At 45.0% G+C, this 23,889-nt stretch carries 24 protein-coding genes; 15 read left to right on the top strand and 9 right to left on the bottom strand.

Annotated features, from left to right (window positions below):
• The first annotated feature begins 259 nt into the window (after positions 1–259).
• The 6 genes from dksA to panC all read left to right on the top strand — a co-directional run bounded on the left by dksA (position 260) and on the right by panC (position 5,179).
• Positions 260–691, top strand: a complete 432-nt coding sequence (dksA, locus tag ABXT60_RS01620; protein ID WP_443631045.1) for an RNA polymerase-binding protein DksA — start codon at positions 260–262, stop codon at positions 689–691.
• 7 nt (positions 692–698) lie between these two features.
• Positions 699–1,571 (top strand): tRNA glutamyl-Q(34) synthetase GluQRS, encoded by an 873-nt coding sequence (gene gluQRS, locus ABXT60_RS01615; RefSeq protein WP_443631044.1) that lies wholly within the window; start codon positions 699–701, stop codon positions 1,569–1,571.
• 72 nt (positions 1,572–1,643) lie between these two features.
• Complete coding sequence (gene pcnB / locus ABXT60_RS01610; RefSeq protein WP_443631043.1) at positions 1,644–2,999, top strand: polynucleotide adenylyltransferase PcnB; 1,356 nt, start codon at positions 1,644–1,646, stop codon at positions 2,997–2,999.
• Complete coding sequence (gene folK / locus ABXT60_RS01605) at positions 2,992–3,474, top strand: 2-amino-4-hydroxy-6-hydroxymethyldihydropteridine diphosphokinase (RefSeq protein WP_443631042.1); 483 nt, start codon at positions 2,992–2,994, stop codon at positions 3,472–3,474. The genes pcnB and folK overlap by 8 nt, the downstream gene beginning before the upstream one ends.
• A gap of 37 nt (positions 3,475–3,511) precedes the next feature.
• Positions 3,512–4,306: a 3-methyl-2-oxobutanoate hydroxymethyltransferase gene (gene panB / locus ABXT60_RS01600; protein WP_443631041.1), complete on the top strand. Its 795-nt coding sequence runs from the start codon at positions 3,512–3,514 to the stop codon at positions 4,304–4,306.
• Positions 4,307–4,324: 18 nt separating this feature from the next.
• Positions 4,325–5,179, top strand: coding sequence for a pantoate--beta-alanine ligase (gene panC / locus ABXT60_RS01595; RefSeq protein WP_443631040.1), 855 nt, complete (start codon positions 4,325–4,327; stop codon positions 5,177–5,179).
• Between the two features lie 24 nt (positions 5,180–5,203).
• Here the strand turns inward: panC and fba are convergent, their stop codons facing one another.
• The 9 genes from fba to ABXT60_RS01550 form a co-directional block, all read right to left on the bottom strand.
• The gene (gene fba, locus ABXT60_RS01590; RefSeq protein ID WP_443631039.1) at positions 5,204–6,244 is read right to left on the bottom strand and encodes a class II fructose-bisphosphate aldolase; all 1,041 of its coding nucleotides are present in this window, start codon (positions 6,242–6,244) and stop codon (positions 5,204–5,206) included.
• 44 nt (positions 6,245–6,288) lie between these two features.
• Entirely contained in the window at positions 6,289–7,449 is a 1,161-nt protein-coding gene (locus tag ABXT60_RS01585; RefSeq protein WP_443631038.1) for a phosphoglycerate kinase, read from the bottom strand.
• Positions 7,446–8,504: a type I glyceraldehyde-3-phosphate dehydrogenase gene (gap, locus tag ABXT60_RS01580; RefSeq protein WP_443631037.1), complete on the bottom strand. Its 1,059-nt coding sequence runs from the start codon at positions 8,502–8,504 to the stop codon at positions 7,446–7,448. Before gap ends, ABXT60_RS01585 begins: the two co-directional genes overlap by 4 nt.
• A 13-nt stretch (positions 8,505–8,517) precedes the next feature.
• Positions 8,518–10,512, bottom strand: a complete 1,995-nt coding sequence (gene tkt, locus ABXT60_RS01575) for a transketolase (RefSeq protein WP_443631036.1) — start codon at positions 10,510–10,512, stop codon at positions 8,518–8,520.
• A gap of 409 nt (positions 10,513–10,921) precedes the next feature.
• Positions 10,922–11,515: a class I SAM-dependent DNA methyltransferase gene (locus ABXT60_RS01570; RefSeq protein WP_443631035.1), complete on the bottom strand. Its 594-nt coding sequence runs from the start codon at positions 11,513–11,515 to the stop codon at positions 10,922–10,924.
• A gap of 267 nt (positions 11,516–11,782) precedes the next feature.
• Positions 11,783–13,198, bottom strand: coding sequence for an MATE family efflux transporter (locus ABXT60_RS01565; protein ID WP_443631034.1), 1,416 nt, complete (start codon positions 13,196–13,198; stop codon positions 11,783–11,785).
• Entirely contained in the window at positions 13,195–15,066 is a 1,872-nt protein-coding gene (locus ABXT60_RS01560) for a cation:proton antiporter domain-containing protein (protein ID WP_443631033.1), read from the bottom strand. Before ABXT60_RS01560 ends, ABXT60_RS01565 begins: the two co-directional genes overlap by 4 nt.
• Positions 15,067–15,325: 259 nt before the next feature.
• Positions 15,326–15,625 (bottom strand): Dabb family protein, encoded by a 300-nt coding sequence (locus tag ABXT60_RS01555; RefSeq protein ID WP_443631032.1) that lies wholly within the window; start codon positions 15,623–15,625, stop codon positions 15,326–15,328.
• Between the two features lie 33 nt (positions 15,626–15,658).
• Positions 15,659–15,934: a hypothetical protein gene (locus ABXT60_RS01550; RefSeq protein ID WP_443631031.1), complete on the bottom strand. Its 276-nt coding sequence runs from the start codon at positions 15,932–15,934 to the stop codon at positions 15,659–15,661.
• Positions 15,935–16,404: 470 nt separating this feature from the next.
• Between ABXT60_RS01550 and metK the strand changes: the two genes are divergently transcribed.
• The 9 genes from metK (at position 16,405) to ABXT60_RS01505 (ending at position 23,871) form a co-directional block, all read left to right on the top strand.
• Positions 16,405–17,574 carry a methionine adenosyltransferase gene (gene metK / locus ABXT60_RS01545; RefSeq protein ID WP_443631030.1) on the top strand — a complete coding sequence of 390 codons (1,170 nt, stop codon included), beginning with the start codon at positions 16,405–16,407 and terminating at the stop codon, positions 17,572–17,574.
• A 3-nt stretch (positions 17,575–17,577) separates the two neighbouring features.
• Complete coding sequence (locus ABXT60_RS01540; RefSeq protein ID WP_443631029.1) at positions 17,578–18,303, top strand: 16S rRNA (uracil(1498)-N(3))-methyltransferase; 726 nt, start codon at positions 17,578–17,580, stop codon at positions 18,301–18,303.
• Positions 18,304–18,329: 26 nt separating this feature from the next.
• On the top strand, positions 18,330–19,289 hold the full coding sequence (gene gshB, locus ABXT60_RS01535) for a glutathione synthase (RefSeq protein ID WP_443631028.1): 960 nt from the start codon (positions 18,330–18,332) through the stop codon (positions 19,287–19,289).
• Positions 19,289–19,867, top strand: a complete 579-nt coding sequence (locus tag ABXT60_RS01530; RefSeq protein WP_443631027.1) for a YqgE/AlgH family protein — start codon at positions 19,289–19,291, stop codon at positions 19,865–19,867. The genes gshB and ABXT60_RS01530 overlap by 1 nt, the downstream gene beginning before the upstream one ends.
• Complete coding sequence (gene ruvX, locus ABXT60_RS01525) at positions 19,860–20,312, top strand: Holliday junction resolvase RuvX (RefSeq protein WP_443631026.1); 453 nt, start codon at positions 19,860–19,862, stop codon at positions 20,310–20,312. Before ABXT60_RS01530 ends, ruvX begins: the two co-directional genes overlap by 8 nt.
• A gap of 53 nt (positions 20,313–20,365) precedes the next feature.
• Positions 20,366–20,899, top strand: a complete 534-nt coding sequence (pyrR, locus tag ABXT60_RS01520) for a bifunctional pyr operon transcriptional regulator/uracil phosphoribosyltransferase PyrR (protein ID WP_443631024.1) — start codon at positions 20,366–20,368, stop codon at positions 20,897–20,899.
• Positions 20,883–21,911, top strand: coding sequence for an aspartate carbamoyltransferase catalytic subunit (locus ABXT60_RS01515; protein ID WP_443631023.1), 1,029 nt, complete (start codon positions 20,883–20,885; stop codon positions 21,909–21,911). Before pyrR ends, ABXT60_RS01515 begins: the two co-directional genes overlap by 17 nt.
• Positions 21,908–23,176, top strand: a complete 1,269-nt coding sequence (locus tag ABXT60_RS01510; protein ID WP_443631022.1) for a dihydroorotase — start codon at positions 21,908–21,910, stop codon at positions 23,174–23,176. Before ABXT60_RS01515 ends, ABXT60_RS01510 begins: the two co-directional genes overlap by 4 nt.
• A 101-nt stretch (positions 23,177–23,277) precedes the next feature.
• A complete protein-coding gene (locus ABXT60_RS01505; RefSeq protein WP_443631021.1) occupies positions 23,278–23,871 on the top strand; it encodes a response regulator in 594 nt (197 codons plus the stop codon).
• Positions 23,872–23,889 lie beyond the last annotated feature (18 nt).

The following is a 23,889-nucleotide window of genomic DNA, read 5'->3' as shown; positions in this document are numbered from 1 at the left end:
TAATATTTTTTGATGCTTTGTCTGTATTTTTTTAAAAAACAAACCATACATGGCAAGCCTATGAATTGTAAATGAAAATACTTTGAACGGGAGGCATTAACACGTATAATAGGGCGAAGTAGATATAGGAGCGACGCATTTTAACTAGATTTAGCAACATTATTCTGCTATTTTTACGCCGTTAATTTACCAACAGAAATTGGGCCTCAGCTTTTAGTAACAAGACTAAATGCTACCGCCCTCACAAACGAAATAAGTTATGTCAAACTCAAATGCATCACTGTTAAAACACTTTACCCCTTATAAGGTAAAAAAAGGTGAAGAGTACATGAATTCAGATCAGCTAGATCATTTTAAAGTGATTCTGCATGCCTGGAAACAAGACTTAATGGAAGAAGTTGACCGAACCGTTAATCACCTAAAAGAAGACGCTGCTAACTTCGCCGACCCTAATGATCGCGCCAGTCAAGAAGAGGAGTTCTCGCTTGAGCTTAGAGCCCGTGATCGCGAGCGAAAGTTGACTAATAAAATTAATGATACGCTAGAGCTCATTGAGCAAGACGAATATGGCTATTGTGACACCTGTGGTGTTGAAATTGGCATCCGTCGGCTAGAAGCCCGCCCCACTGCGACTTTATGTATTGACTGCAAAACCCTTGCAGAGATCAAAGAGAAGCAGTTAGGTAAATAGGCTGACCATGGGCTACATTGGCCGCTTTGCACCAACGCCGAGTGGCCCTTTGCATTTTGGCTCTTTGGTAGCTGCCTTAGCAAGCTACTTAGATGCCCGTGCCAACAAAGGCCATTGGCTTTTGCGCATAGAGGATTTAGACCCACCTCGCTCCGATTCTGGCTCCATTGACGCTATTTTTTCCTGCCTAGACACCTTTGGATTGCACTGGGACGGCACGCCGATGTTTCAGAGCAAGCGCCAACCTGCCTACCACGAGGTCCTCGAACAACTGCGCCAACAGGGCCGGATTTATGCCTGCAGCTGCAGCCGGATACAATTTCAGGCGGACCCACTTTATAGCTGTCAGTGCTTAACTCAGCCACCCTCTTTGAAGGATGTGGCGATGCGTATTGTATTGCCTCAAACAAGCATTACCCTAGATGACGTTATTATTGGTCCTCAAACACAGCACCTTAGCAATGACGTGGGTGACTTTGTGGTGCAACGTAAAGATCAGCTATTCTCCTACCAACTGGCTGTTGTTGCAGATGATGCCGAACAAAATATAAGTCACGTTATTCGTGGCAGTGACTTGTATCATCAAACACCTCGCCAAGTGTGGCTACAAACCTGTTTGGGTTATAAACAACCTATTTATGGGCACATTCCTATTATTACTAACCACCAAGGGCAAAAACTCAGTAAACAAAACTTAGCATCCCCACTGGACATAACGCAAGCACCTGCACTGTTGTCTGAGGCATTAGAACGCTTAGGTCAAACTACACCGTGCACCTTTCGCAAAGCCCCTGTTGAAGAACAATTAGCCCAGGCAATTGCGCAATGGGATATCAACAGCGTACCCAAGCAGATGCAAGACCCTATTGCCTTTGTCTAGCTAGCAAGGCAATGGTAGAATGCGCGCTACATTTGTTTTTTGATTTTCCACCAAACCGAGTCGACGACTTCTATGGGTTTTATTTCTAAGCTGGTTAACATGGTCAAAGGCGACCAACCGGCAGCAGCAGCACCAACAGGCCCCAATATCATCACCCGCGATCATCATGATATTTCTCGCCGTGACATTAGTGACAATGCACTTAAGGTGCTTTATCGACTAAAAGATGCAGGCTACCAAGGGTTTTTGGTGGGCGGAGGAGTGCGTGATATTCTTTTGGGCAAACAACCTAAAGATTTTGATATCGCTACAGATGCGCATCCAGAGCAGGTCCATAAGCTATTTAGAAATTCCATTCTTATTGGCCGTCGCTTTCGCTTAGTGCATGTTCGCTTTGGTCGTGAAATAATTGAGGTGGCTACGTTTAGGGCAAGCCACCTTACTAGCGAAAATAGTAGCCAAGCCAAACAAGCCGAAAGCGGGATGTTATTGCGTGACAATGTTTATGGTACCGTGGATGACGATGCCATGCGTCGAGATTTCACCATTAATGCGATGTATTACAACATTAATGGCTTCACCATCCATGATTTTGCTGGAGGTATTGAAGACATAGAGAAACGCAGCATTCGCATGATCGGTGATCCTCAAGCTCGTTATAGAGAAGACCCAGTTCGCATGCTTAGAGCCATTCGCTTTGCTGCTAAATTAGACTTTGAAATTGATCCTGCAACAGCCGAACCCATGCATACCCTAGGCCATTTATTGGAGCCTATTCCTGCAGCACGGATGTTTGAAGAAATATTAAAGTTGCTACTATCAGGCAATGGCGAACAGACCTACTACCTTTTGCGTGACTATGATTTATTTAAGTTCTTATTTCCTGCCACTGACGCTGCTATTGAGAACGATGAAACAGAAGATTTTCAGGTAGAAGATTTTGTTGTTTTAGCCCTGCGTAATTCTGACGAGCGCATTGCTCAAGGAAAAAGTGTTACCCCAGCTTATTTATTTGCTGCGCTGCTATGGCATCCATTGCAGCAAAGACTATCTCAAATTCGCAATATGCCGCCCATACCCGCGATGCACCAAGCCGCTCAGGATGTCATATTGCAGCAGGTTAAACGCACCTCTATTCCACGTCGCTTTAGCACGCCGATGAAGGAAATTTGGGATATGCAGTTAAGGCTACCACGACGCCACGGCAACCGTGCTGCAGAATTAGTAGACAACAAGCGTTTTAGAGCTGCTTATGATTTTGTATTATTACGCGAAGCCAGTGGAGAAAAACTAGAGAACTTAGGCGAATGGTGGACTGAGTACCAGTTTGCCAGTGGTGATAGGCGTGAGCAAATGACTAAAGAATTAGGTAAACCTGCGCCAAAAAAGCGTGCGCCAAAGAAACCAAAAGAGAGCGAAGATGGTTAACGCATTTATTGGTTTAGGTAGTAATCTTGACAACCCAAAGGACCATGTCAGGCAGGCTATAGAGGATTTAAAACAGCTACCACAAAGCCAACTGTTATTAGCGTCTAAACTCTATCTGAGCAAGCCTGTGGGGCCTCAAGACCAAGATGACTTTGTTAATGCAGTGGTTTTATTGGCAACTGAACTAGAGCCTCTGGCTTTACTGGACGAGTTACAAAGCATAGAGCAGCATCATCAACGAGTTCGTGAGCGGCATTGGGGGCCACGCACCTTAGACTTAGATCTACTATTATTTGCTGACCAAACCATTCAGAACTCACGCCTAACCGTCCCTCACACTGAGTTAAGTAGACGTGATTTTGTAATTGGCCCTTTACTAGAACTTTGCCCGGAGCTTTTACTCCCTAACGGTACCCCATTACAACAACTCTTGCAGCAATGCCCAATAGATGGTTTGATCTGCATTGAAGCCTAACGCACTGACCTACTCAATCACCCGGAGCTAATGCACCATGTCAAAAACTACGCTGCACAGCCTAACGCGCCTAAAAGAGGCGGGTGAAAAGGCTACTTGTATTACTAGCTACGATGCAAGCTTTACTCAGCGAGTAAACCAAGCAGGTATCGATGTTATTTTGGTAGGTGATTCTTTGGGTATGGTATTACAAGGCCACAACTCAACCCTTCCTGTGACTATGGAGCAAATGGTCTATCACACTCGTTGTGTAGAGGCTGGCAACAGTGAAAGCCTGATTATGGCCGACATGCCATTTATGAGTTACCGTACGGTAGAACAAGCCATGACTAACGCGACAGCCCTAATGCAGGCAGGCGCACAAATCGTTAAGTTAGAGGGGGGCCTGTGGCTAAAAGACACTGTGCGCAAGCTCTTCGAACAAGGGATTCCTGTATGTGCCCACTTAGGGCTTACGCCTCAAGCGGTGAATAAACTGGGCGGTTATCGAGTGCAAGGTAAAACCCCAGAGCAAGCGGCTAGCCTACTTAATGAAGCGCTAGAGCTAGAAGCAGCAGGGGCTAGTATGATTTTGTTAGAGTGTGTTCCAAGCCGCGTAGGAAAAGCCATTACTGAAGCCGTCTCTGTCCCTGTTATCGGTATTGGCGCAGGACCAGATACCGATGCTCAAGTCCTAGTTATTTATGACATGCTGGGCATTACCCCCGGCAAGCCTGCTCGATTTGTAAAAAATTTCTTACAACAAGAAGGTGATGTACTGAGGGCATTAGAAGCCTATGTTTTAGAAGTAAAATCTGGGGCTTTCCCAACTCCAGAACATTGCTTTAGTTAACCCTACGACACTACAACTATGCATACTATCGACAGCATCAACCAGCTACGAAGCCACCTTTGGCAGGCTAAGTTAGATCATAAAGTGATCGCTTTTGTACCTACTATGGGCAATCTACATGAAGGTCATTTACAGCTCATAGATCGAGCGCTAGAGGAGGCTGACTTAGTAGTGGCTAGCATTTTTGTTAACCCACTTCAATTTGGTCCTGGAGAAGATTTTAATGGTTACCCACGTACATTTATGGCAGACCAAGAAAAACTAATAAGTCGCGGGTGTCATGTGTTATTTGCACCCAATGTTGATGAAATGTACCCCACTACTAATGTGAGCTCTACTGTGGTGAAAGTGCCTCACCTAGATCAACTTTTGTGTGGTGCCAGTCGGCCAGGGCATTTCACTGGTGTAGCTACCGTTGTGAGTAAATTATTTGGTATTGTTCAGCCAGATTTGGCTATTTTTGGACTTAAAGATTACCAACAATTCTTAGTCATTAAGCAACTAACCAATGACCTTTGCCTACCCGTAAAAATTATCGGTGCACCCATTGCACGGGCAGAAAGTGGCTTAGCACTAAGCTCCCGCAATGGCTATTTAAGTAACTCAGAATTAGGCCAAGCTGCACAATTATATGCGTGTTTAATCAACTGCAGGTTAGCCCTTGAGCAAGGCGAAAGTGATTTACAAAAACTGGAAGATCAAGCGCAGTGCCAGCTTGAATCTGCGGGCTTTGAACGTGACTATTTCAAGATTTGTCGCCAAAATGACTTACAACCAGCAACCAATAGTGATTCACACCTTGCGATTGTAGCCGCCGCCTATTTGGGCAAGGCAAGGCTGATTGATAACATACGCTTCACCTTACAACTATAGCTTTTGGCTCTAAAGAATTAGGCGTTAAAGGCCATACATATCGGCCATCGCTTCTAGCCCAACAGGGCGAATTTTACTGGCATTACCCGCTGCACCAAACGACTCATAGCGAGAGTGACACAAGGCCTGCATGGCGTGCATAGTAACTGTAAGAAATTTACGTGGATCAAACTCACTTGGATTTTCAGCTAAGAAGCGACGCACTGCACCCGTTGAGGCCAAACGTAAGTCGGTATCAATGTTAATCTTACGTACGCCATGTTTAATACCTTCAACAATTTGCTCTACTGGCACACCATAGGTCTCTGGAATAGCACCACCAAACTCATTAATAACTGCTAGCCAGTCTTGAGGTACAGAGGAAGAACCATGCATAACTAGGTGAGTGTTTGGAATCTTGCTATGAATTTCGCGAATACGATCAATGGCTAGAATGTCACCTGTGGGCGGACGTGTAAACTTGTATGCACCATGGCTAGTACCACAGGCAATAGCTAATGCATCTACTCTAGTTTTGCTAACAAAGTCTACTGCTTCATCTGGGTCTGTTAACATTTGCTCTAGGGTTAATTTGCCTACCGCACCAACACCGTCTTCTTCACCTGCCTCACCTGTTTCTAAAGACCCCAAGCAGCCCAGCTCACCTTCTACAGAAACACCACACGCATGGGCCATTTCTACAGTACGCTGGGTCACTTCCACATTGTAGTCATAGCTTGTTGGTGTTTTAGAATCTTCACCTAAAGAGCCATCCATCATCACTGACGAGAACCCCATGGCAATTGCACGCTGACATGTGGATGAGGAATTACCATGATCTAAATGCATACACACGGGAATATGAGGAAATTCCTCAATAGCCGCTAAGATCATGTGTTTGAGAAAGTTTGACCCAGCATACTTACGGGCACCAGCAGACGCTTGAACGATAACCGGGCTATCGGTGGCATCAGCTGCTTGCATGATGGCACGCATTTGCTCAAGGTTATTTACATTGTAGGCTGGAATACCGTAACTATGTTCGGCGGCGTGATCCAATAGTTGACGCATGCTGACTAAAGCCATGGGACTTCTCCATTCTATCTAAAATAAGGTAAGTTAATTTTTATTTACAGGCCACGTTGTTCTAAAATGGCCACTGCAGGCAATTTTTTGCCTTCTACAAACTCAAGAAATGCGCCACCGCCAGTGGAAATATAAGATACTTGATCAGCAATCTCGTATTTGTCTACGGCAGCCAGTGTATCACCACCACCAGCGATAGAAAACGCAGGTGACGCCGCAATGGCGTTAGATAAAACTTCGGTCCCACCGCCAAACTGGTCAAATTCAAACACGCCTAAAGGCCCATTCCAAATGATCGTACCTGCATCTTTAAGAATACTGGCCAAATAGTGAGCAGTTTCTGGGCCAACATCCATAATCATATCGTCTGCCATAACATGTGTTGCACTTTGAATTGTTGCTATAGCAGTTTCGCTGAATTCTTTAGCAGTCACTACATCTGTAGGCAAGGGTATAGAGGTCTTTTCCATCAGTGCTTTTGCATTAGCTATTAAGTTAGCCTCGTACAAGGATTTACCCACAGGAAATCCTGCTGCAGCCAAAAAGGTGTTAGCTATGCCTCCACCTACGATTAATTGATCAACTTTGTCAGATAAGGTTTCCAGTACTGTAAGCTTAGTAGACACTTTAGAACCACCTACAATAGCAACTAATGGCCGCTTAGGGTTATCTAAAGCTCTACCCAAGGCGTCTAGCTCGGTAATCAATAGAGGGCCCGCGCAGGCTGTTTTTACAAATTTCGCAATGCCATGGGTGCTGGCTTGTGCTCGGTGAGCAGCGCCAAAAGCGTCATTTACATAAACTTCACATAAAGATGCCATTTTTTTTGCCAAAGCGTCATCGTTAGCTTTCTCACCAATATTAAACCGGCAGTTTTCTAAAACTACCAATTCACCTTCAGCGATGTCTACCCCGTCTAACCAATCCTTCTGCAAGCGCACAGTGCACTGTAATTTTTCTTTTAGGTAGTCTACCACAGGTGCTAAAGAGAACTTCTCATCATAAACACCCTCTATTGGACGGCCTAGGTGAGACGTTACCATTAGCTTTGCACCCAACTGCAATGCTATTTTAATGCTAGGCAAAGCTGCCCGCAAACGGGCATCACTAGTAATAACACCATTTTTAATAGGCACGTTGAGGTCTTCACGAATCAATACTCTCTGGCCACGCAAATCTAAGTCAGTCATTTTAATGATGGTCATAAATTTTCCTGAGCAATTAATTCGTCTGTATGCAACATGGTCAAAGCGACGTCGATCATACGGTTAGCATAGCCCCATTCATTATCGTACCAAGCTAGAATTTTTATTAGCCGGCCCATCTTCATTGTTTGGGTTGCGTCAAAAGTGGCTGATTTTGAGCAGTGATTAAAATCAATAGACACCAAGGGCTGTTGATTATAGCCCAGCACATCATGGTTATCTTTGGCCACGGCATCCGCCATAATTTGATTCACTTCAGCAATTGTCACATCACGACTGGGACGGAAGACTAAATCTACCACCGACACGTTAATGGTGGGCACTCTCATGGATATACCCGTAATTTTATCTGCCAACTCAGGCAATACCCAGCCCAAAGCTTCGGTGGCATGCGTCGATGTGGGTATCATCGATTGAGTGGCTGATCGACCCCGGCGCAGGTCGGTTTTATCAATCACTGTGTCAGTGAGCACTTGGCCATTAGTATAAGCATGAATGGTTGTCATTAGACCATCTTCAATACCAATGGAGTCGTTTAATGGTTTAAGTACCGGGGCCAAGCAGTTGGTCGTACAGGAGGCATTGGAGACAATACGATGAGATGGCTTAATAAGCTCATGGTTAATACCATAAACGACCGTCAGATCCACATCAGTGCCAGCTGCAGCACCAATTAATACTTTCCCTGCACCAGATGTGAGGTGTTGCTGCGCAAGTTTGCGCTCACTCATGTTGCCAGAGCATTCCATTACTAAGTCAACGTCTAGGTCACCCCATGGCAGTGCAGTCGCGTCACTTACTTGGAGCAAGTCGATGCTGGTCGTGGCATGGTCTGACACAACTCGCATGCCACGGTCTGTAGCTTCTACCAAAGCAGGAAAAGCACCATGCACAGAGTCATAACGTGTTTCATAAACCACAGATTCGGCAATACCTAGGTCATTAATAGCCACTACTTGTAACTCATGTTGCAAGCTACGCTCTTCAATGGCCCGCAGGACGGCACGACCGATCCGACCATAACCATTAATCGCAATACGTTTTGTTTTATGCATAGTAATAAACGACTTACAGCAGTTCAGTGACGGTGGCAGTAATCTTATCTACTGTGAAACCATACATTTCAAACAACTCTTTAGCAGGGGCAGAGGCACCAAAATCAGTCATACCGATCACTTTGCCAGTTAAGCCTACATATTTATACCAGTAATCCGCATGTGCAGCTTCAACAGCAACACGGGCAGTAACAGACGCAGGAAGAACCTGTGCCTGATAAGACGCATCTTGTCGCTCAAATAGTTCTGTACACGGTATAGATACTAATCTCACCTTACGGCCTTGAGCATTAAGAGCGTCTGTGGCTTGTTGAGCGATGCCTACTTCAGAACCCGTAGCAATGATGATAGCTTCTGGAGTTCCATCACAGTCTTGTAATATATAACCACCACGAGCCACGTTAGCTAACTGAGCGTTATCACGTTGCTGGTGCGGTAAGTTTTGGCGAGAGAAAATGAGGGCTGAAGGGCCATCTGTGCGTTGCAGAGAGGTTTTCCAGGCCACTGCCGATTCTACAGTGTCACATGGGCGCCACGTGTCTAAATGAGGCGTTAAGCGTAAGTTGGCAATCTGTTCAACAGGTTGGTGAGTTGGGCCATCTTCACCCAAACCGATGGAGTCGTGGGTATAAACAAACAACACACGTTGGCGCATTAAGGCAGCCATACGCACAGCATTGCGCGCGTATTCCATAAACACTAAAAACGTTGCTCCGTAAGGAATAAAACCACCATGTAACGCCATACCATTCATCATGGCCGACATCGCAAATTCCCGCACACCGTAATACACATAGTTACCACTAGCATCATCTTTAGTAATGCCTTTAGTGCCAGCCCACTTGGTGAGGTTAGAGCCTGCAAGATCTGCAGAACCACCTAATAATTCTGGCAATAACGGACCAAATGCATTGATGGTGTTTTGTGAGGCCTTTCTACTGGCAATACTAGACCCTTCAGCTTGCAGCTGCTCAATATAAGTTTGCGCTTGAACTTCAAAATCTGCTGGTAGATCACCTGAAACACGTCGCAATAATTCAGTTGCCAATTCTGGGTGGGCTTGGTGATAGGCAGAAAAAGACTGATTCCAAATTTGCTCAGCATCATCCCCAGCATCAGTAGCATTCCACTCTTCGTAAATATCTGTAGGAATGTCGAATGCACCGTAGGTCCAGCCTAGTTCTTTACGAGTTAACGCAATTTCGTCTGCGCCTAACGGAGCCCCATGGCAATCTTCTTTACCTTGTTTGTTAGGTGAGCCAAAACCAATGATGGTTTTACAACAAATTAAGGTAGGTTGATCAAGGTTGCCTTTAGCAGCCTCAATAGCAGCGAATAAAGCGTCAGCATCATGGCCATCAATGGCAGGAATAACTTGCCAGCCATAAGCTTCAAAACGTTTAGCAGTGTCGTCGGTAAACCAACCTTCTACTTCGCCGTCAATAGAAATACCGTTGTCATCATAAAAAGCAATCAGCTTGCCTAGGCCTAGGGTGCCAGCTAAAGAACAGGCTTCATGAGAAACACCTTCCATTAGGCATCCATCCCCTAAAAAAGTATAGGTGTGATGATCAATAATGTTGTGTCCTGGGCGGTTAAATTGGGCAGCTAAGGTTTTCTCTGCCAAAGCCATACCTATCGCGTTGGTGACACCTTGGCCAAGTGGGCCTGTGGTAGTTTCAATACCAGGCGCATAGCCATATTCAGGGTGGCCTGCTGTTTTGGAGTGCAACTGACGGAAGCTCTTTACATCATCGATAGATAAGTCATAGCCACTAAGATGCAATAATGAGTAAAGCAGCATTGAGCCATGTCCGTTAGACAACACAAAACGATCGCGGTTTAACCACTCTGGGTTCGCTGGGTTATGACTCATGAAGTCATTCCATAGAACTTCAGCGATATCAGCCATGCCCATAGGGGCTCCTGGGTGACCAGAATTAGCTTGTTGGACAGCGTCTATACTAAGGGCTCGGATGGCATTAGCTAAATCGCGACGGGTAGGCATGAAAAACTTCCTTTAAAAGGTTAAATACACTATAGCGGGAACAAATCTATGGGGTGTATTTTCCCTTACTCCAGCCTTATACACAATCCACATAGGGGATTCTTGTAGCAATAATCAGCATTTATCACAGATATCAACCAGCAAGACTCTATTCACTGGTAACAGCATCTAATAGAGCGCTGGCTTGAGGCTGTGACTAGGTTAAAATAGAGCGTTTGGAGATGGCTTCAAACGTTTTTGGAAATACATCATATTATGCTGCTTTAGCAAAAGTCATAGTGACACGGGAGTAGCTTTTTTTAACTTTGTCCATGCCATTAGGCACGCCTGTTCAGTACCAATGAACACCCCCTTGTAAATGCCATAATTTAAAGTTTTTGATTCAATGTGGGTTATCCAACATACTGTTTTACTTAGCCGAACCAGTGAGCACCACCCAAGGCTCCATATCCCCTGCCATACCCAAAGCTTCACCCAATTCTGAATGCACGATGCTAAAGCCCGCGTTCTCAAGATAATGCTCTAATTCAGCTTGAGAGTAATAAGCATAATAACGATCATATTTATCCCGCTTTGAACCTTGGCCAAGCTTCATGCCAAGGTGCAAAAAGCCCTTTGGCCTCAGGGCCTTATGCAGCGCCATTAGTATAGCTGCCAAGTGTTGGGGCTGAGCATGTAATAAGCTAAAGTTGGCCCACACTCCGTGGTAAGTGTTAGTTGCATCAATATCACTAAATTGTGCCTGCCGAGCAGCTATATCAAACTTGTCATTAGCCAACTGCACCATGGCTTTAGCAGCATCGACAGGATCCACGCGCAATCCTTTCCTGCGCATAGCCGCAGAAGCAAGGGCTGGGCCACAACCCAAATCCAACACATAGTCATTAACCTTAAGCCGGTCGATAAAGCGCAGCAATATTGGATCCACACCTAGCTCGTCGACCATTTTTAAGTAAGTATTCACTTGGCCGTTATAGGCGTCGATGGTTTTTTGATCTGCCATTTTATTCACTTACTTTACACCTTTCTATTGTTTCAATAGCCATACTTTGCGCCCGCATAGCGTCCATTCTAGTTAGCCTGCCTATTGTTGCTTGGTCAAGCTTGACCCACTCTAACTGAAGAATAAATAATGGCTGTCTAAAAAGATCAATTTGTATTTTTTCATCAGTTTGTGCGCACAGTTTTATCGCTCCTAGTAGGGACTAGCAATGCTGGCTCGCTGCAATTAGGCCAAAGAACAAACATTATTGTAGCTTAGGCCACAAAGTTATTGGCGCATATGCGTAATTTTAAAGGACCTTAGATGAGTTCCAAAGTTGGGTTGAACTGGATCTAAGATCTGATTTTTTGCAGCTTTTTTCATTAAACCTTGTGCTAAGAAAAATGACACAATGGCAACAAAAACACCACCAGCCATTTGACCAATAAGCACACCCTGCGCACCCCAATATTGCGCACCAAAATAAACAAAAGGTATGATGCCTAGGGTATTACGCCCCCAGTTTATCCAAGTTGAATAAAATGGATGACCCAAGTTGTTATAGGCTGCATTAGCAATAAAAATAACCCCATTGAATATCCATGCCAAAGACAATGGTCCGCAAAATAAGAAAATTAAATCTCGCGCCATCCCCTTTGCATCAAACACGTTAGCTATTGCGCCACGCAAAAAATACAACACCACAACAACTGGAATAACATACATTACAATAAGCACCATACTGCGGTTAAACGCTTGCCTCACTCGGCGGTGTTGCTGGGCACCAAAATTCTGCCCAATAATAGGTCCAATGGCACCAGACATCGCAAAGATTAAGGCAAAGGCAACAGGCGTAACCCTGCCAATAATTGCCATACCTGCCACTGCAGATTCGCCAAATTCTGCAGCCACTTTAATCACGTAAGCCCCACCTACTGGCGCTGCTATATTGGCCAACATGGCCGGGATTGCAATTGCAGCGATCGGCTTTAGGTCTCGTTTTATCGCCATAAAAGATAATCCAGAAAACCCCTCATAGCGACGTACAATATACCACACAGCTGCTGCTGCCATAGCTATGCGGGACACCACAGAAGCCCAAGCGGCACCATCCAAACCCATCTTTAATGTAAAGATAAAAATAGGGTCCAAAATAGCATTCACCACTCCTGCAACAAGGATCACCACCATAGATAAGCGCGCTGCACCATGGCTGCGCAAGGCTGCAGAAGCAACAATACCCACCAACATAATGGGCATACTTGGTGTGAGTATTTTTAGGTAGGACACCGCCAGTTCTTGCGTATTTCCCGTGGCTCCAATTAAAGCTGTTAACCCATAGAGGTTAAGGTAAATAACACTCGCAAAAATAGCTGCGAACACCACACCTATAATCAAAACGTGCGTTAACAATTCTGTAGCCACTTCAGGCTTATTTTCCCCAAGCGACTTAGCCACCAGAGCGCCTCCAGCTATAGCCACGCCAATGCTAATGGAGGTGGTCATAAACAATATCGTTCCGGCAAAGCCAATTGCTGCAGCTAGCTCGTCAATTCCTAACATGGAAATAAACAACATGTCAGCTAGGTCTACAGCAAATAAAGCAACAAAGCCAATAGCCGATGTTAGCGACATGGTAATGATGTGTTTGGTTAAATCACCCGTAACAAACTTGGCTTGATGACTAGCCTTGCTATGGCTCACACTTTAACTTCAGACATAATGACTTCCATTTTTGCAGTTAGCTCTGCCTCCCAACTGCTTGCGCGTGCGCGTATACTGGCAACGTAGGCTTCGTTCTCGAGGGTGGGAATGGCGGGGTCATAGTGCTCAGCAACTGACAACATGCCTTTTCGATCTATATCGGCGAAGGCATCAGTCATACGCTGTGCCTGATCACGAGAATAGCCTAGTGCTTCGATGGCAGAGCGCCCCATTCGCAGTGAACTATCATAGGTATCCCGTATAATGTCCCTGCACCCAACATGCCAAAGGTCATAAACATGATTACGATCAACCGCCCTTGCAACCACGTGTAAATCTGGGTAGAGATGGTGCACATATTTAGCCAACGCAGTAATCTGTTCTTTGTCATCAATGGCGATTACAAACAGCTTTGCTTGGGCAATACCTGCAGCGTGCAGCAAATCTGGGCGGGTTGCATCGCCATAATAGGCTTGCACATCCAACGCTTTAAGCATTTCCAATTGCTTTGAACTAAAATCCATTACTGTGGGGGTCATGCCACTACCTCGAAGTATACGGCTAACAATGCCACCCACTCGCCCATGACCTGCAATAATGATCTCCCCTTTATCTTCTATTATGTCCATTTCTCGTTCATCTAACGCCAAAAAGCGCGGCGCTATAATGCGATCATAGAGAATAAATAGCGCTGGGGTGAGCAACATTGAAAGTGCCACTATAAGTAATAAACGGTCTGCTAAATCAGCAGGAATAACAGCACTTGAAACTGTAAAAGATAACAATACGAAGCCAAACTCACCAGCTTGCGCAAGCCCTAAACTGAATAACCACCTGTCGGTCCCATGCAATTTAAAAGTAATAGCCAACACATAAAGCACAGCTATTTTCAACGCCATCAACCCTAGTGTGAGCCCTACGATAATAGACAGATTATCAAACATTAACCCAAAATTAATCCCTGCACCAACTGTCATAAAAAATAGCCCGAGCAGCAAACCTTTAAAGGGGTCGATATCACTTTCTAGCTCGTGTCGGTATTCACTGTTGGCTAATACTACCCCCGCCAAAAAAGTTCCCAACGCAGGAGAGAGGCCGACCAATGACATAAGTAATGCGATGCCAATCACCATCAACAACGCAGTAGCAACAAACAGCTCTCGTAATTGTGCAACTGCAATAAAGCGGAAAATGGGCCCAGTTAGGTAAGATCCTGCCACGATGACGGTCGCTATTGCACCCAAAGTGACCAACGCAGCACCCCACCTAGGCAACCCGTCAACAAGGCTCATCGATGCGCCACCATGCTCGACTTCTATAGCTGCTGCCGAGTGTGACAGCGCCTCTGTTAGCTCTGGCAGGGCAAGCAAAGGAACCAAAGCTAACATGGGAATTACTGCAATATCCTGAAACAACAACACTGAGAAGCTAGACTGCCCACCATCGCTTTTCATCAAGCCTTTTTCACTCAAGGTCTGTAAAACGATAGCCGTAGAAGACAACGCCATTACTAAGCCTACCGCCAAGGCAACGGACCAAACTAGACCAAAGTACATGGCAATAGCCATTACTGCTAAGGTGGTAAGCAGCACCTGTCCGCCACCAAGTCCTAAAAGTTTAGCTCTCATGGACCAGAGCAATTTGGGCTCTAGCTCTAACCCAACTAAAAACAGCATCATCACCACACCAAATTCAGCAAAATGCTGAATAGATATTACATCCACATGAAGCCAAGCTAAAAATGGGCTAATTACAATACCTGCAATGAGATACCCCAAAACAGATCCAAGACCAAGCCTAGATGCAATTGGAACTGCCACTACCCCTGCAATTAAAAATACAAATGCCAAAAGAAGAAAGTCTGTCATGTAAGGTTTCCTTAAATTTGTTACTTATGAAAAAAAGGGTCATCCTATGGTCTTACAAAGAGCAGATCATTTATGTTGAGTGGATGTTGAAAAAATGTTTTGTACAGCCTGTTTAGGGGATTTACCTGCTAGGGTTGGTTTTTGGCAGTGACATTTTAGTAACTAGCGTGCCTTGGTGCCCAAAGCGCAAGGTTACTAGGATAATCGTCCTGTAACCTCACCCAATATTGATTTAACACTTTTGCCGATGGGTATAAACTCACGATATAGTGTAGTCAAAGACGATAATTTTATCGAGAACAGTATTAAATTTTTTCTTTAACGCATCATGCACGGGGTGAGGTAAATAATTCTGTCTAGAATGTTCGTTGGTAAATGTCATTTGAATACAGTGAGAATAGTCATCATTTAACTTTTCTACACTGTTGTTTCTCCCCCATTCAACTGCACAAATTCCATCTATTTTAGTAGCAATAGCCTGAAAATCTTCAAGCACTTCTTGAATGGCCTTAGATGATGCCGATGACTTAAACTTTACCAGTAAAATATGCCGAATCATTTTGCTACCCAAAAAACTTGCCCTTTAACGCCGCTAGCTTTCATCTTCGCCAGATTTAACCAACTTACGAAACTGGCGCTCATTGTTGAACCACGTATTTATACCAATAACTAACCCAGCAAAGAGCCAAATGCCCAAACTTTGCGCCATATTAAGGATTGAATACCCTTCTTCAATAGGCCTATTGATGATGAAGACCGAAAAAATAAACATAGGCACCCCATAGAGTAGAACCCCGTTGAAAATAATATACCGGTTTCTGCCTTTGGCTCTTGTTTCAGCCCAAGCAGAATATTTTTTATCTTGCACGAATAGCTCCTTATTACTAACAACGGTCCAGTGGTATGGCCATATTATTTTATAGCTCAGTGCTAATTGATTTAGCGTAACACCGTGAAAAGTATAGAGGTTTATTTATAAATTTCTAGGGCGGTCAAGAAAATATTACTAAGCAATGGATAAGTAACGCCAGATTAGGAGGATGTTTCGCCCTTACGATATCAAAATACCTAGTCAATTTTTCCTAGATATTATGTTTTGAACACTCTACCCAGCGCTTACAGCAACTATTGAAGGTACCGCATACACAAAACATATGTTTACACAAAACTGACTCCAATTAACTATGCAATAAGTCAGCCCATAGCCTATAATGACTACGCTGAGCATTTCACGCAAAGCCACAGGCACTCGCCAGAACTATGTTCTAGGCTGGTAATTAAGTCACTGCTAACGATGTCCGTAAAGCGTCGATTAGTATTCAATTACGAGGCATGGTTATGAACCAATACACTCTATTTACCTCCGAATCAGTGTCCGAAGGGCACCCTGATAAAATCGCTGATCAAATTTCTGATGCTATCCTTGATGCCATGCTGGAAAAAGATCCAGACTCTCGGGTTGCTGTAGAAACCCTTATTAAAACTGGATTGGTTTTAGTGGCGGGTGAAGTGCGCACTAACTCTTGGGTAGACATTGAAGTTTTAGTACGCGAAGTTATAAAAGACATTGGCTACACTTCTTCAGAAATGGGTTTTGATGGTGCATCTTGTGCCATTTTAAACGCTATTGGTAAGCAGTCTTCCGACATTGCTATGGGGGTTGATGAAAGCGCAGACAGCAACAAAGAACAGGGCGCTGGCGACCAAGGTCTGATGTTTGGCTATGCCAGCAATGAGACCGAGAGCCTAATGCCTGCGCCCATTCATTATGCTCATCGTTTAATGCAACAACAGGCTAAGGTGCGCAAAGATGGTACCTTGCCTTGGTTGCGTCCAGACGCTAAGAGTCAGCTCACTTTCCGTTATGGTAGTGATGGTAAACCTCTATCGATAGATGCTGTGGTGCTATCCACCCAGCATAGCGCCGATATAGACTTACAGAGCCTTCGGGTTGCTGTGATGGAACACATTATTCGCCCTGTAATTCCTGCTCATTGGCTCACAGATGAAACTCAATACCACATCAACCCAACAGGTAACTTTGTTATTGGTGGCCCGGTAGGTGACTGTGGCTTAACTGGCCGTAAGATTATTGTTGACACCTATGGCGGTATGGCTCGCCATGGTGGCGGCGCTTTTTCTGGCAAAGACCCATCCAAAGTAGACCGAAGTGCAGCCTATGCAGGGCGCTATGTAGCTAAAAATATTGTTGCAGCAGGTTTAGCTGAGCGTTGCGAAATTCAAATTTCCTACGCTATCGGTGTGGCAGAACCTACCTCTATTAGCTTAAACACCTTCGGCAGTGGCTGTATAAGTGACGCTAAAATTGAACATTTAGTGCGTGAGCACTTTAACCTTAATGCTGGTGGTTTGGTTGAAATGTTAGATTTGAAGCGGCCTATTTACCGCGATACTGCAGCCTATGGTCACTTTGGCCGTGATAACCCCAACTTCACTTGGGAATACACAGACAAGGCAGAAATTTTGCGCAAAGCAGCTGGCTTATAGGCCATGCGTATCCCTCGCCTACATCTTCTGCAGCCACTGCCATTAGAGCAAACTATTACTCTTGAAGCAGCTGCTAGCCACTATGTAGGCAAGGTTCTTCGCATGCAGGAAAAACAGGAAATAATCCTGTTTAATGACCTTAGTGAGCAAGTAAGTGCTCACATTGTTAGCCTTAGCAAGAAATCTGTTAGCGTTTTTGTAAGTGCACCAGTAGCTGGCCCACCCCCCTCTTCGTTACATACCCATTTGGGCCAAGTTATGTCACGTGGTGAACGCATGGATTTTGCTATTCAAAAAGCCACTGAACTTGGAGTAGATGAAATCACACCACTTTTCAGTCGTCGTTGTGAGGTTAAACTTGACCATCATCGCCAAGCTAAACGTGTCGCCCATTGGCAACAAATCGCTATCAGTGCCTGTGAGCAAAGTGGCCGTATAGACGTGCCTCGTATCCACAGCCCACAAACACTGAGCCACTGGTTTGATAGCACTCAGGCCGAAGCTAAGTTGGTGCTGCACCCTCACCAGACCAATCCTTTGGCCTTGCATGTTGCACCTGCAAGCTGTGCTTTACTTATCGGCCCAGAGGGTGGATTAACTCAACAGGAAGTTGAGCAAGCATACACACACGGCTATACTGGGTTAAGTTTAGGCCCACGCATACTGCGAACAGAAACGGCACCTTTAGCAGCTTTAACTTTGCTGCAGTACATTTGGGGCGATCTTTAAAGCCCATTAACTGAGACATAAAAGAGATGACCATACGCCTTGGCATTGTCATGGACCCCATCCATAACATCAATTACAGAAAAGACAGTTCACTCGCTATACTGTGGGCCGCACAAGATTTAGGCTGGGAGCTGCTTTATATGGAGCCACGGCACCTATATTCTGAACAAGGAATCGCTATGGGGCTGATGGCCCAGCTAAAAGTAATGCGAGATCCACATCATTTTTATGAGCTAGACCATCAACAACCGCTGCCACTGGGAGACCTTGACGTTATCTTAATGCGCAAAGACCCCCCTTTTGACACAAACTTTTTGCACACCACCTACCTCCTTAGTCAGGCAGAAGATGCTGGGGCGTTGATTATTAACAAACCACAAAGCTTACGCGACTGCAACGAAAAATTATTTGCCACGCAGTTCCCCGAATGCTGCCCAGAGGTTTTGGTAGCTAGCGATGCTAAAGTACTCAAAGCGTTTCATGCACTTCATGAAGATGTTATTTTTAAGCCCCTTGATGGTATGGGCGGGGCTTCTATTTTTAGAGCACGTAAAGGCGAACCTAACCTCAATGTTATTATTGAAACCTTAACTGAGTTTGGCCAACAACAAATTATGGTGCAGCGTTATTTGCCGGAAATAGAATATGGCGACAAGCGCATTTTAATGATTAACGGCTACCCCGTAAACCACGTTTTAGCCCGCATTCCATCTTCTGGTGAAACACGCGGCAACTTAGCAGCTGGTGGCTCTGGTGTTGCTCAGCCACTCACTGATCGTGACCGCTGGATCTGCGAGCAAATAGGCCCAGTACTCAGGGCTAAAGAAATTCATTTTGCAGGCCTTGATGTGATTGGCGATAGCCTTACAGAGATTAATGTGACCAGTCCTACCTGCATTCGCGAAATTGATGACCAAACGGGGTCTACTATTGCGGTGGATCTTATACAACACATCAACCAATTATTAGCTGCAAGGAGCGCATAGTGTCTGACAACTCAAGCAAAAATAGTTTGCATCATTTCATGCTAATTTCTATGCCACAAATGGAGGATGAGAACTTTACTCGCAGTTTAGTTTATATCTGTGAGCATAGCGAAAAAGGCGCCATGGGTTTAGTTATTAATAAAGCTAACGGCATCGCTTTTACCGACATATTGCCACAACTGGATATTTCAGACACTAACATCACAGAGCTAGATCAAACCATATTTACCGGCGGCCCAGTGCAGCCAGAACATGGTTTTGTGCTGCACACCCCGTTAAGTAACAAACAGTGGAAATCTAGTATTCGTGTATCAGAGGATTTGTGCCTAACCACGTCCTCTGATGTAATAAACGACATTGCCCACTCTGCTGGCCCAGAACACAGCCTTATTGCCTTAGGTTATGCTGGCTGGGGCCCTGGCCAACTAGAGCAAGAACTGGCTGATAATTCTTGGTTATGCTGCCCATTTGATGCCAACATTGTATTTAATATGGCGCCCGAAGATCGCTTTCAAGCGGCAGCAGACTTATTGGGCATAGACATCAACCTAATCTCTACCACAATTGGTCATGGATAAAGCGCTTAATCTATTGGGTTTTGACTTTGGCAGCAAGCGCATCGGTGTGGCCTTTGCCAGCAATCCACTCACACAGCCCATTGTATTGGCGCCTATTAATGCCAAAGATGGTATTCCAAATTGGCAGACCTTGGACACTTTAATAGTGCAGTGGCAAGCACAAGCATTTGTGGTGGGAATTCCGTATAATATGGACGGTTCCGTAGGCGAGATGGCTCTAAGAGCGCGAAAGTTTGCCAATCGCGTCAGTGCTCGTTTTGATAGGCCTTGTTATGTGGTAGACGAACGACTATCAACGCAAGCCGCCAAACAAGAGCATTTTGAAGCTGGTGGTGGTACAGATTGGAAAAAGCATGGCGTAGATGGAATTGCCGCTGGGCTGATACTGCAAAGTTGGTTCAATGAGACTGAACACCGTTTATCAACCGTGCCCTTTTCAGAATAACTGCAGTACCCACTATAATAAGACACGCTAAAACACGACATAGAGGAAGCCTAATGGGAGCTACACAAACCCTACACTGCCCAGAATTGGCAGACACTCCCGCCCTCGTTAACAATTTATTAGATCAAATCGATCAACTCATTTTTACGCAAAAGCTAGATCAACCCCTGGTTATTGGCATCCACACGGGGGGTGTCTGGGTTGCAAAGGTGATTGCGCAGCATCTTCAAGCGCCTCTTGGGCAGCTAGACATCGCTTTTTATCGAGACGATTTCTCTAAAAATGGGCTTCACCCCCAAGTAAGTCCCTCTTCGCTGCCCTTTAACATTAATGATCGTCACGTGTTGTTAGTCGATGACGTTTTAATGAGTGGGCGCACTATTCGCGCAGCAATGAACGAGTTATTCGACTTTGGCCGTCCTGCCAGCATAAAGCTCATTACATTGTGCAGCGTTAATCAGCGAGAACTCCCCATTCAAGCCGATGCTTGTGCTCTGTCATTAGACTTAGAAGCAGGGAAATACCTACAGCTTCAAGGGCCTGACACTCTTAAACTATCTATTATCGAGCATGCTAACCATGACTAACTCAGGTAATTTACAACTCACCGAAAATGGTGAATTACGCCACTTTTTAACGCCAGAAGGGCTAGATCGTTTAATGCTAGAGCGTATACTAGATACAGCAGATTCCTTTGTGGTTATAGGTAATCAAGAGGTCAAAAAAGTACCCCTTTTACGGGGCCGCACTGTAGTCAATTTATTTTTTGAAAACTCCACCCGAACCCGCAGTACTTTTGAGCTAGCAGCCAAACGCTTATCTGCCGACGTGCTCACCTTAGACATTAAAACGTCAGCAACCAGCAAGGGTGAAAGTCTGTTAGATACGTTACAAAATTTGCGCGCGATGCACAGTGACATGTTTGTGGTAAGGCACAGCGATTCTGGCGCTGCCCACTTTATTGCTTCACAAGTCACTCCAGACGTGGCGATCATTAACGCTGGTGATGGTCGCCATGCTCACCCCACTCAAGCAATGCTAGACATGCTGACCATTCGTCGCCACAAGGGCAAATTTGAGAGCCTATCCGTAGCAATTGTAGGCGATATTTTGCATTCAAGGGTTGCCCGTGATCAGGTCCATGCTCTTAAAATATTAGGTTGCAGCGACATCCGTTTAGTTGGTCCAAATACTTTAATGCCTCAGGCGATTACCAGTATGGGTGTAACCACCCATAAAAATATGGATAGCGGTATTGATGGTGTTGATGTAGTGATTATGTTGCGATTACAAACAGAGCGCATGGACTCTGCTTTTTTACCCTCAGCTGGTGAGTATTTTCGTTTATACGGGCTCACTACAGAACGTTTAGCCCAGGCCAAGCCTGACGCCATAGTGATGCACCCTGGACCAATAAATCGTGGTATCGAAATTGAATCCGCCGTGGCTGACGGCCCCCAATCTATGATTCTTCATCAAGTGGGTTATGGTATTGCTCTTCGTATGGCAGTGATGTCGATGGCCATGAGCGGCCAAATGCAGCAGCGCCATGCCAAAGCCGTTAACCCACTTAGCCTAAAAAGGGAGCCACAACCATGAGCATACTTATTCGTGGTGCCCGCCTTATTGATCCCGGCAAGCAGCTAGACCAGGTTACTGATTTACACATAAAGGATCACTATATAGAGGCTATTGGAGACCTTACAGGGGTTAATGCAGACACCGAAATTGATGCTAAAGGTATGATTTTAAGCCCCAGCTTTATAGATCTTCACACTTGTTTAAGAGACCTTAATCAAATCCAAAAAGGCACTATTGCAAGTGAAACCCGAGCAGCAGCCAGTGCCGGTTTTACACATTTATGCACCAGCCCAGATACACAGCCATGCAGCGATGCAGGCTCTGTGATCAATATGGTCAAAAACAAAGCAGCCGCAGCAGGGTTTTGTGACTTGCTACCAGTGGCTGCACTCACCAAAGATTTAAAAGGCGCACAACTAAGTAATATGGAGTCACTTTCTGGTGCTGGCTGTATTGGCTTTAGCAATGCGAGCTACGATATAAGTAACAACACCGTATTATTGCGGTGCTATGAGTATGCCGCGACCTTTGGTTTAAAGGTATTTGTACAAGCACAAGACCAGCAATTAGGTAGTGGCCAAATGCATGCTGGCCCTACAGCCACGCGCATGGGTTTAGATGGCATTCCTGTGATTGCTGAAACCCTTGCCATTAGCCGGCACCTACAATTTATGCAGCATACTGGCGTAAGTGGTCATTTTAACCAACTGACCAGTGCAGCTGGTGTTGCTCTGATCCGTGAAGCCAAAGCACAAGGTATGAAGGTCACCGCTGATGTTGGTATCGCCCACCTTTGTTTCACAGATACGGCTGTCCAGGGCTACCACAGCCAATACCATGTACAACCCCCTTTGCGGGAAGAATCAGACCGTAAAGCCCTACTTGTTGGCATTGTAGATGGCACCCTAGATGCAATCTGCTCTGCTCATCAGCCCCATGAATCGGCTGCCAAATGTGCCCCGTTTGCGGCTACAGCATCAGGCATGGCAACCTACGACATGCTAGTGCCACTCATCCAAAAACTAGTGGACGCAGGAGACCTTACCTGGGCACTGGCAATTCAAGCTTTGAGTTGCAATAGTGCCACTATTGCACTTAGAAAAATGACAAGTTTAACCCTCGGTGAAGAAGCCAACCTCACGTTAATCGATCCAAATTATCACTGGACACTCAATTCGTCTAGTCAGCTTAGTCATGGTACTAATCAAGCACTGGCTAACCAACAACTTAAAGCCCGCGTGAAATTAACTATAAAGGCAGGCCACATCAGCTATAAAGTGTAATTAAATACTGGCAAGGCATTACACTTTTTGTTTGTTAAAAAATGATAATTCTGATAGCATAATTTCATTAGATTTAACTACAAACTGCGAAAAAAATACAAATGAATAGTATCGACCTGTCTACAATGTCCGAGCTTACCACTCGCCAAGCTGCGACATTACTTAATGTATCGGTGCGAACAGTTCAACTCTGGGTAGAGCGTGGTGTTTTACAAGCTTGGAAAACAGCTGGAGGTCATCGGCGCATTAGTGTCAGTTCTATACAGCAATTGCTTGATGAAAAAATGGAAAAACAAACCCCTATTCGTAAATTTGGTGCCAAGTGCGTAGTGACTGTTCTTATTGTAGATGACGACAAAGACACCTTATTGTTGTACGAAATGCTAATCAATAGTTGGTTCCCAAGCTTGCAAGTAGAAACTGCAGAAAACGGCGTTGACGCCCTTGTTAAAATTGGTGAGTTCAAACCTACAGTGCTCATCACTGATCTGCAAATGCCTCAACTCGATGGTTTTGCTATTATTGCACGATTACAAAATGACTCTAAATATAGCCACCTCACGCCTATTGTTGTCACTGGAATGAGTGAAGAAAAAATTACTGCAAGCAATTTACCAAGTAGTGTATCTGTATTGCATAAGCCAATACCGGTAGAAGCACTAAAAGAATTAGTATTACAGGCGGTGAAACGCTAATCAATCCACCAAGATCAA

Origin of the sequence: Candidatus Njordibacter sp. Uisw_056 (assembly GCF_047730085.1) — a bacterium.
GTDB lineage: Bacteria > Pseudomonadota > Gammaproteobacteria > Pseudomonadales > Balneatricaceae > Njordibacter.
This window is presented reverse-complemented; position numbering and strand designations above follow the sequence as displayed.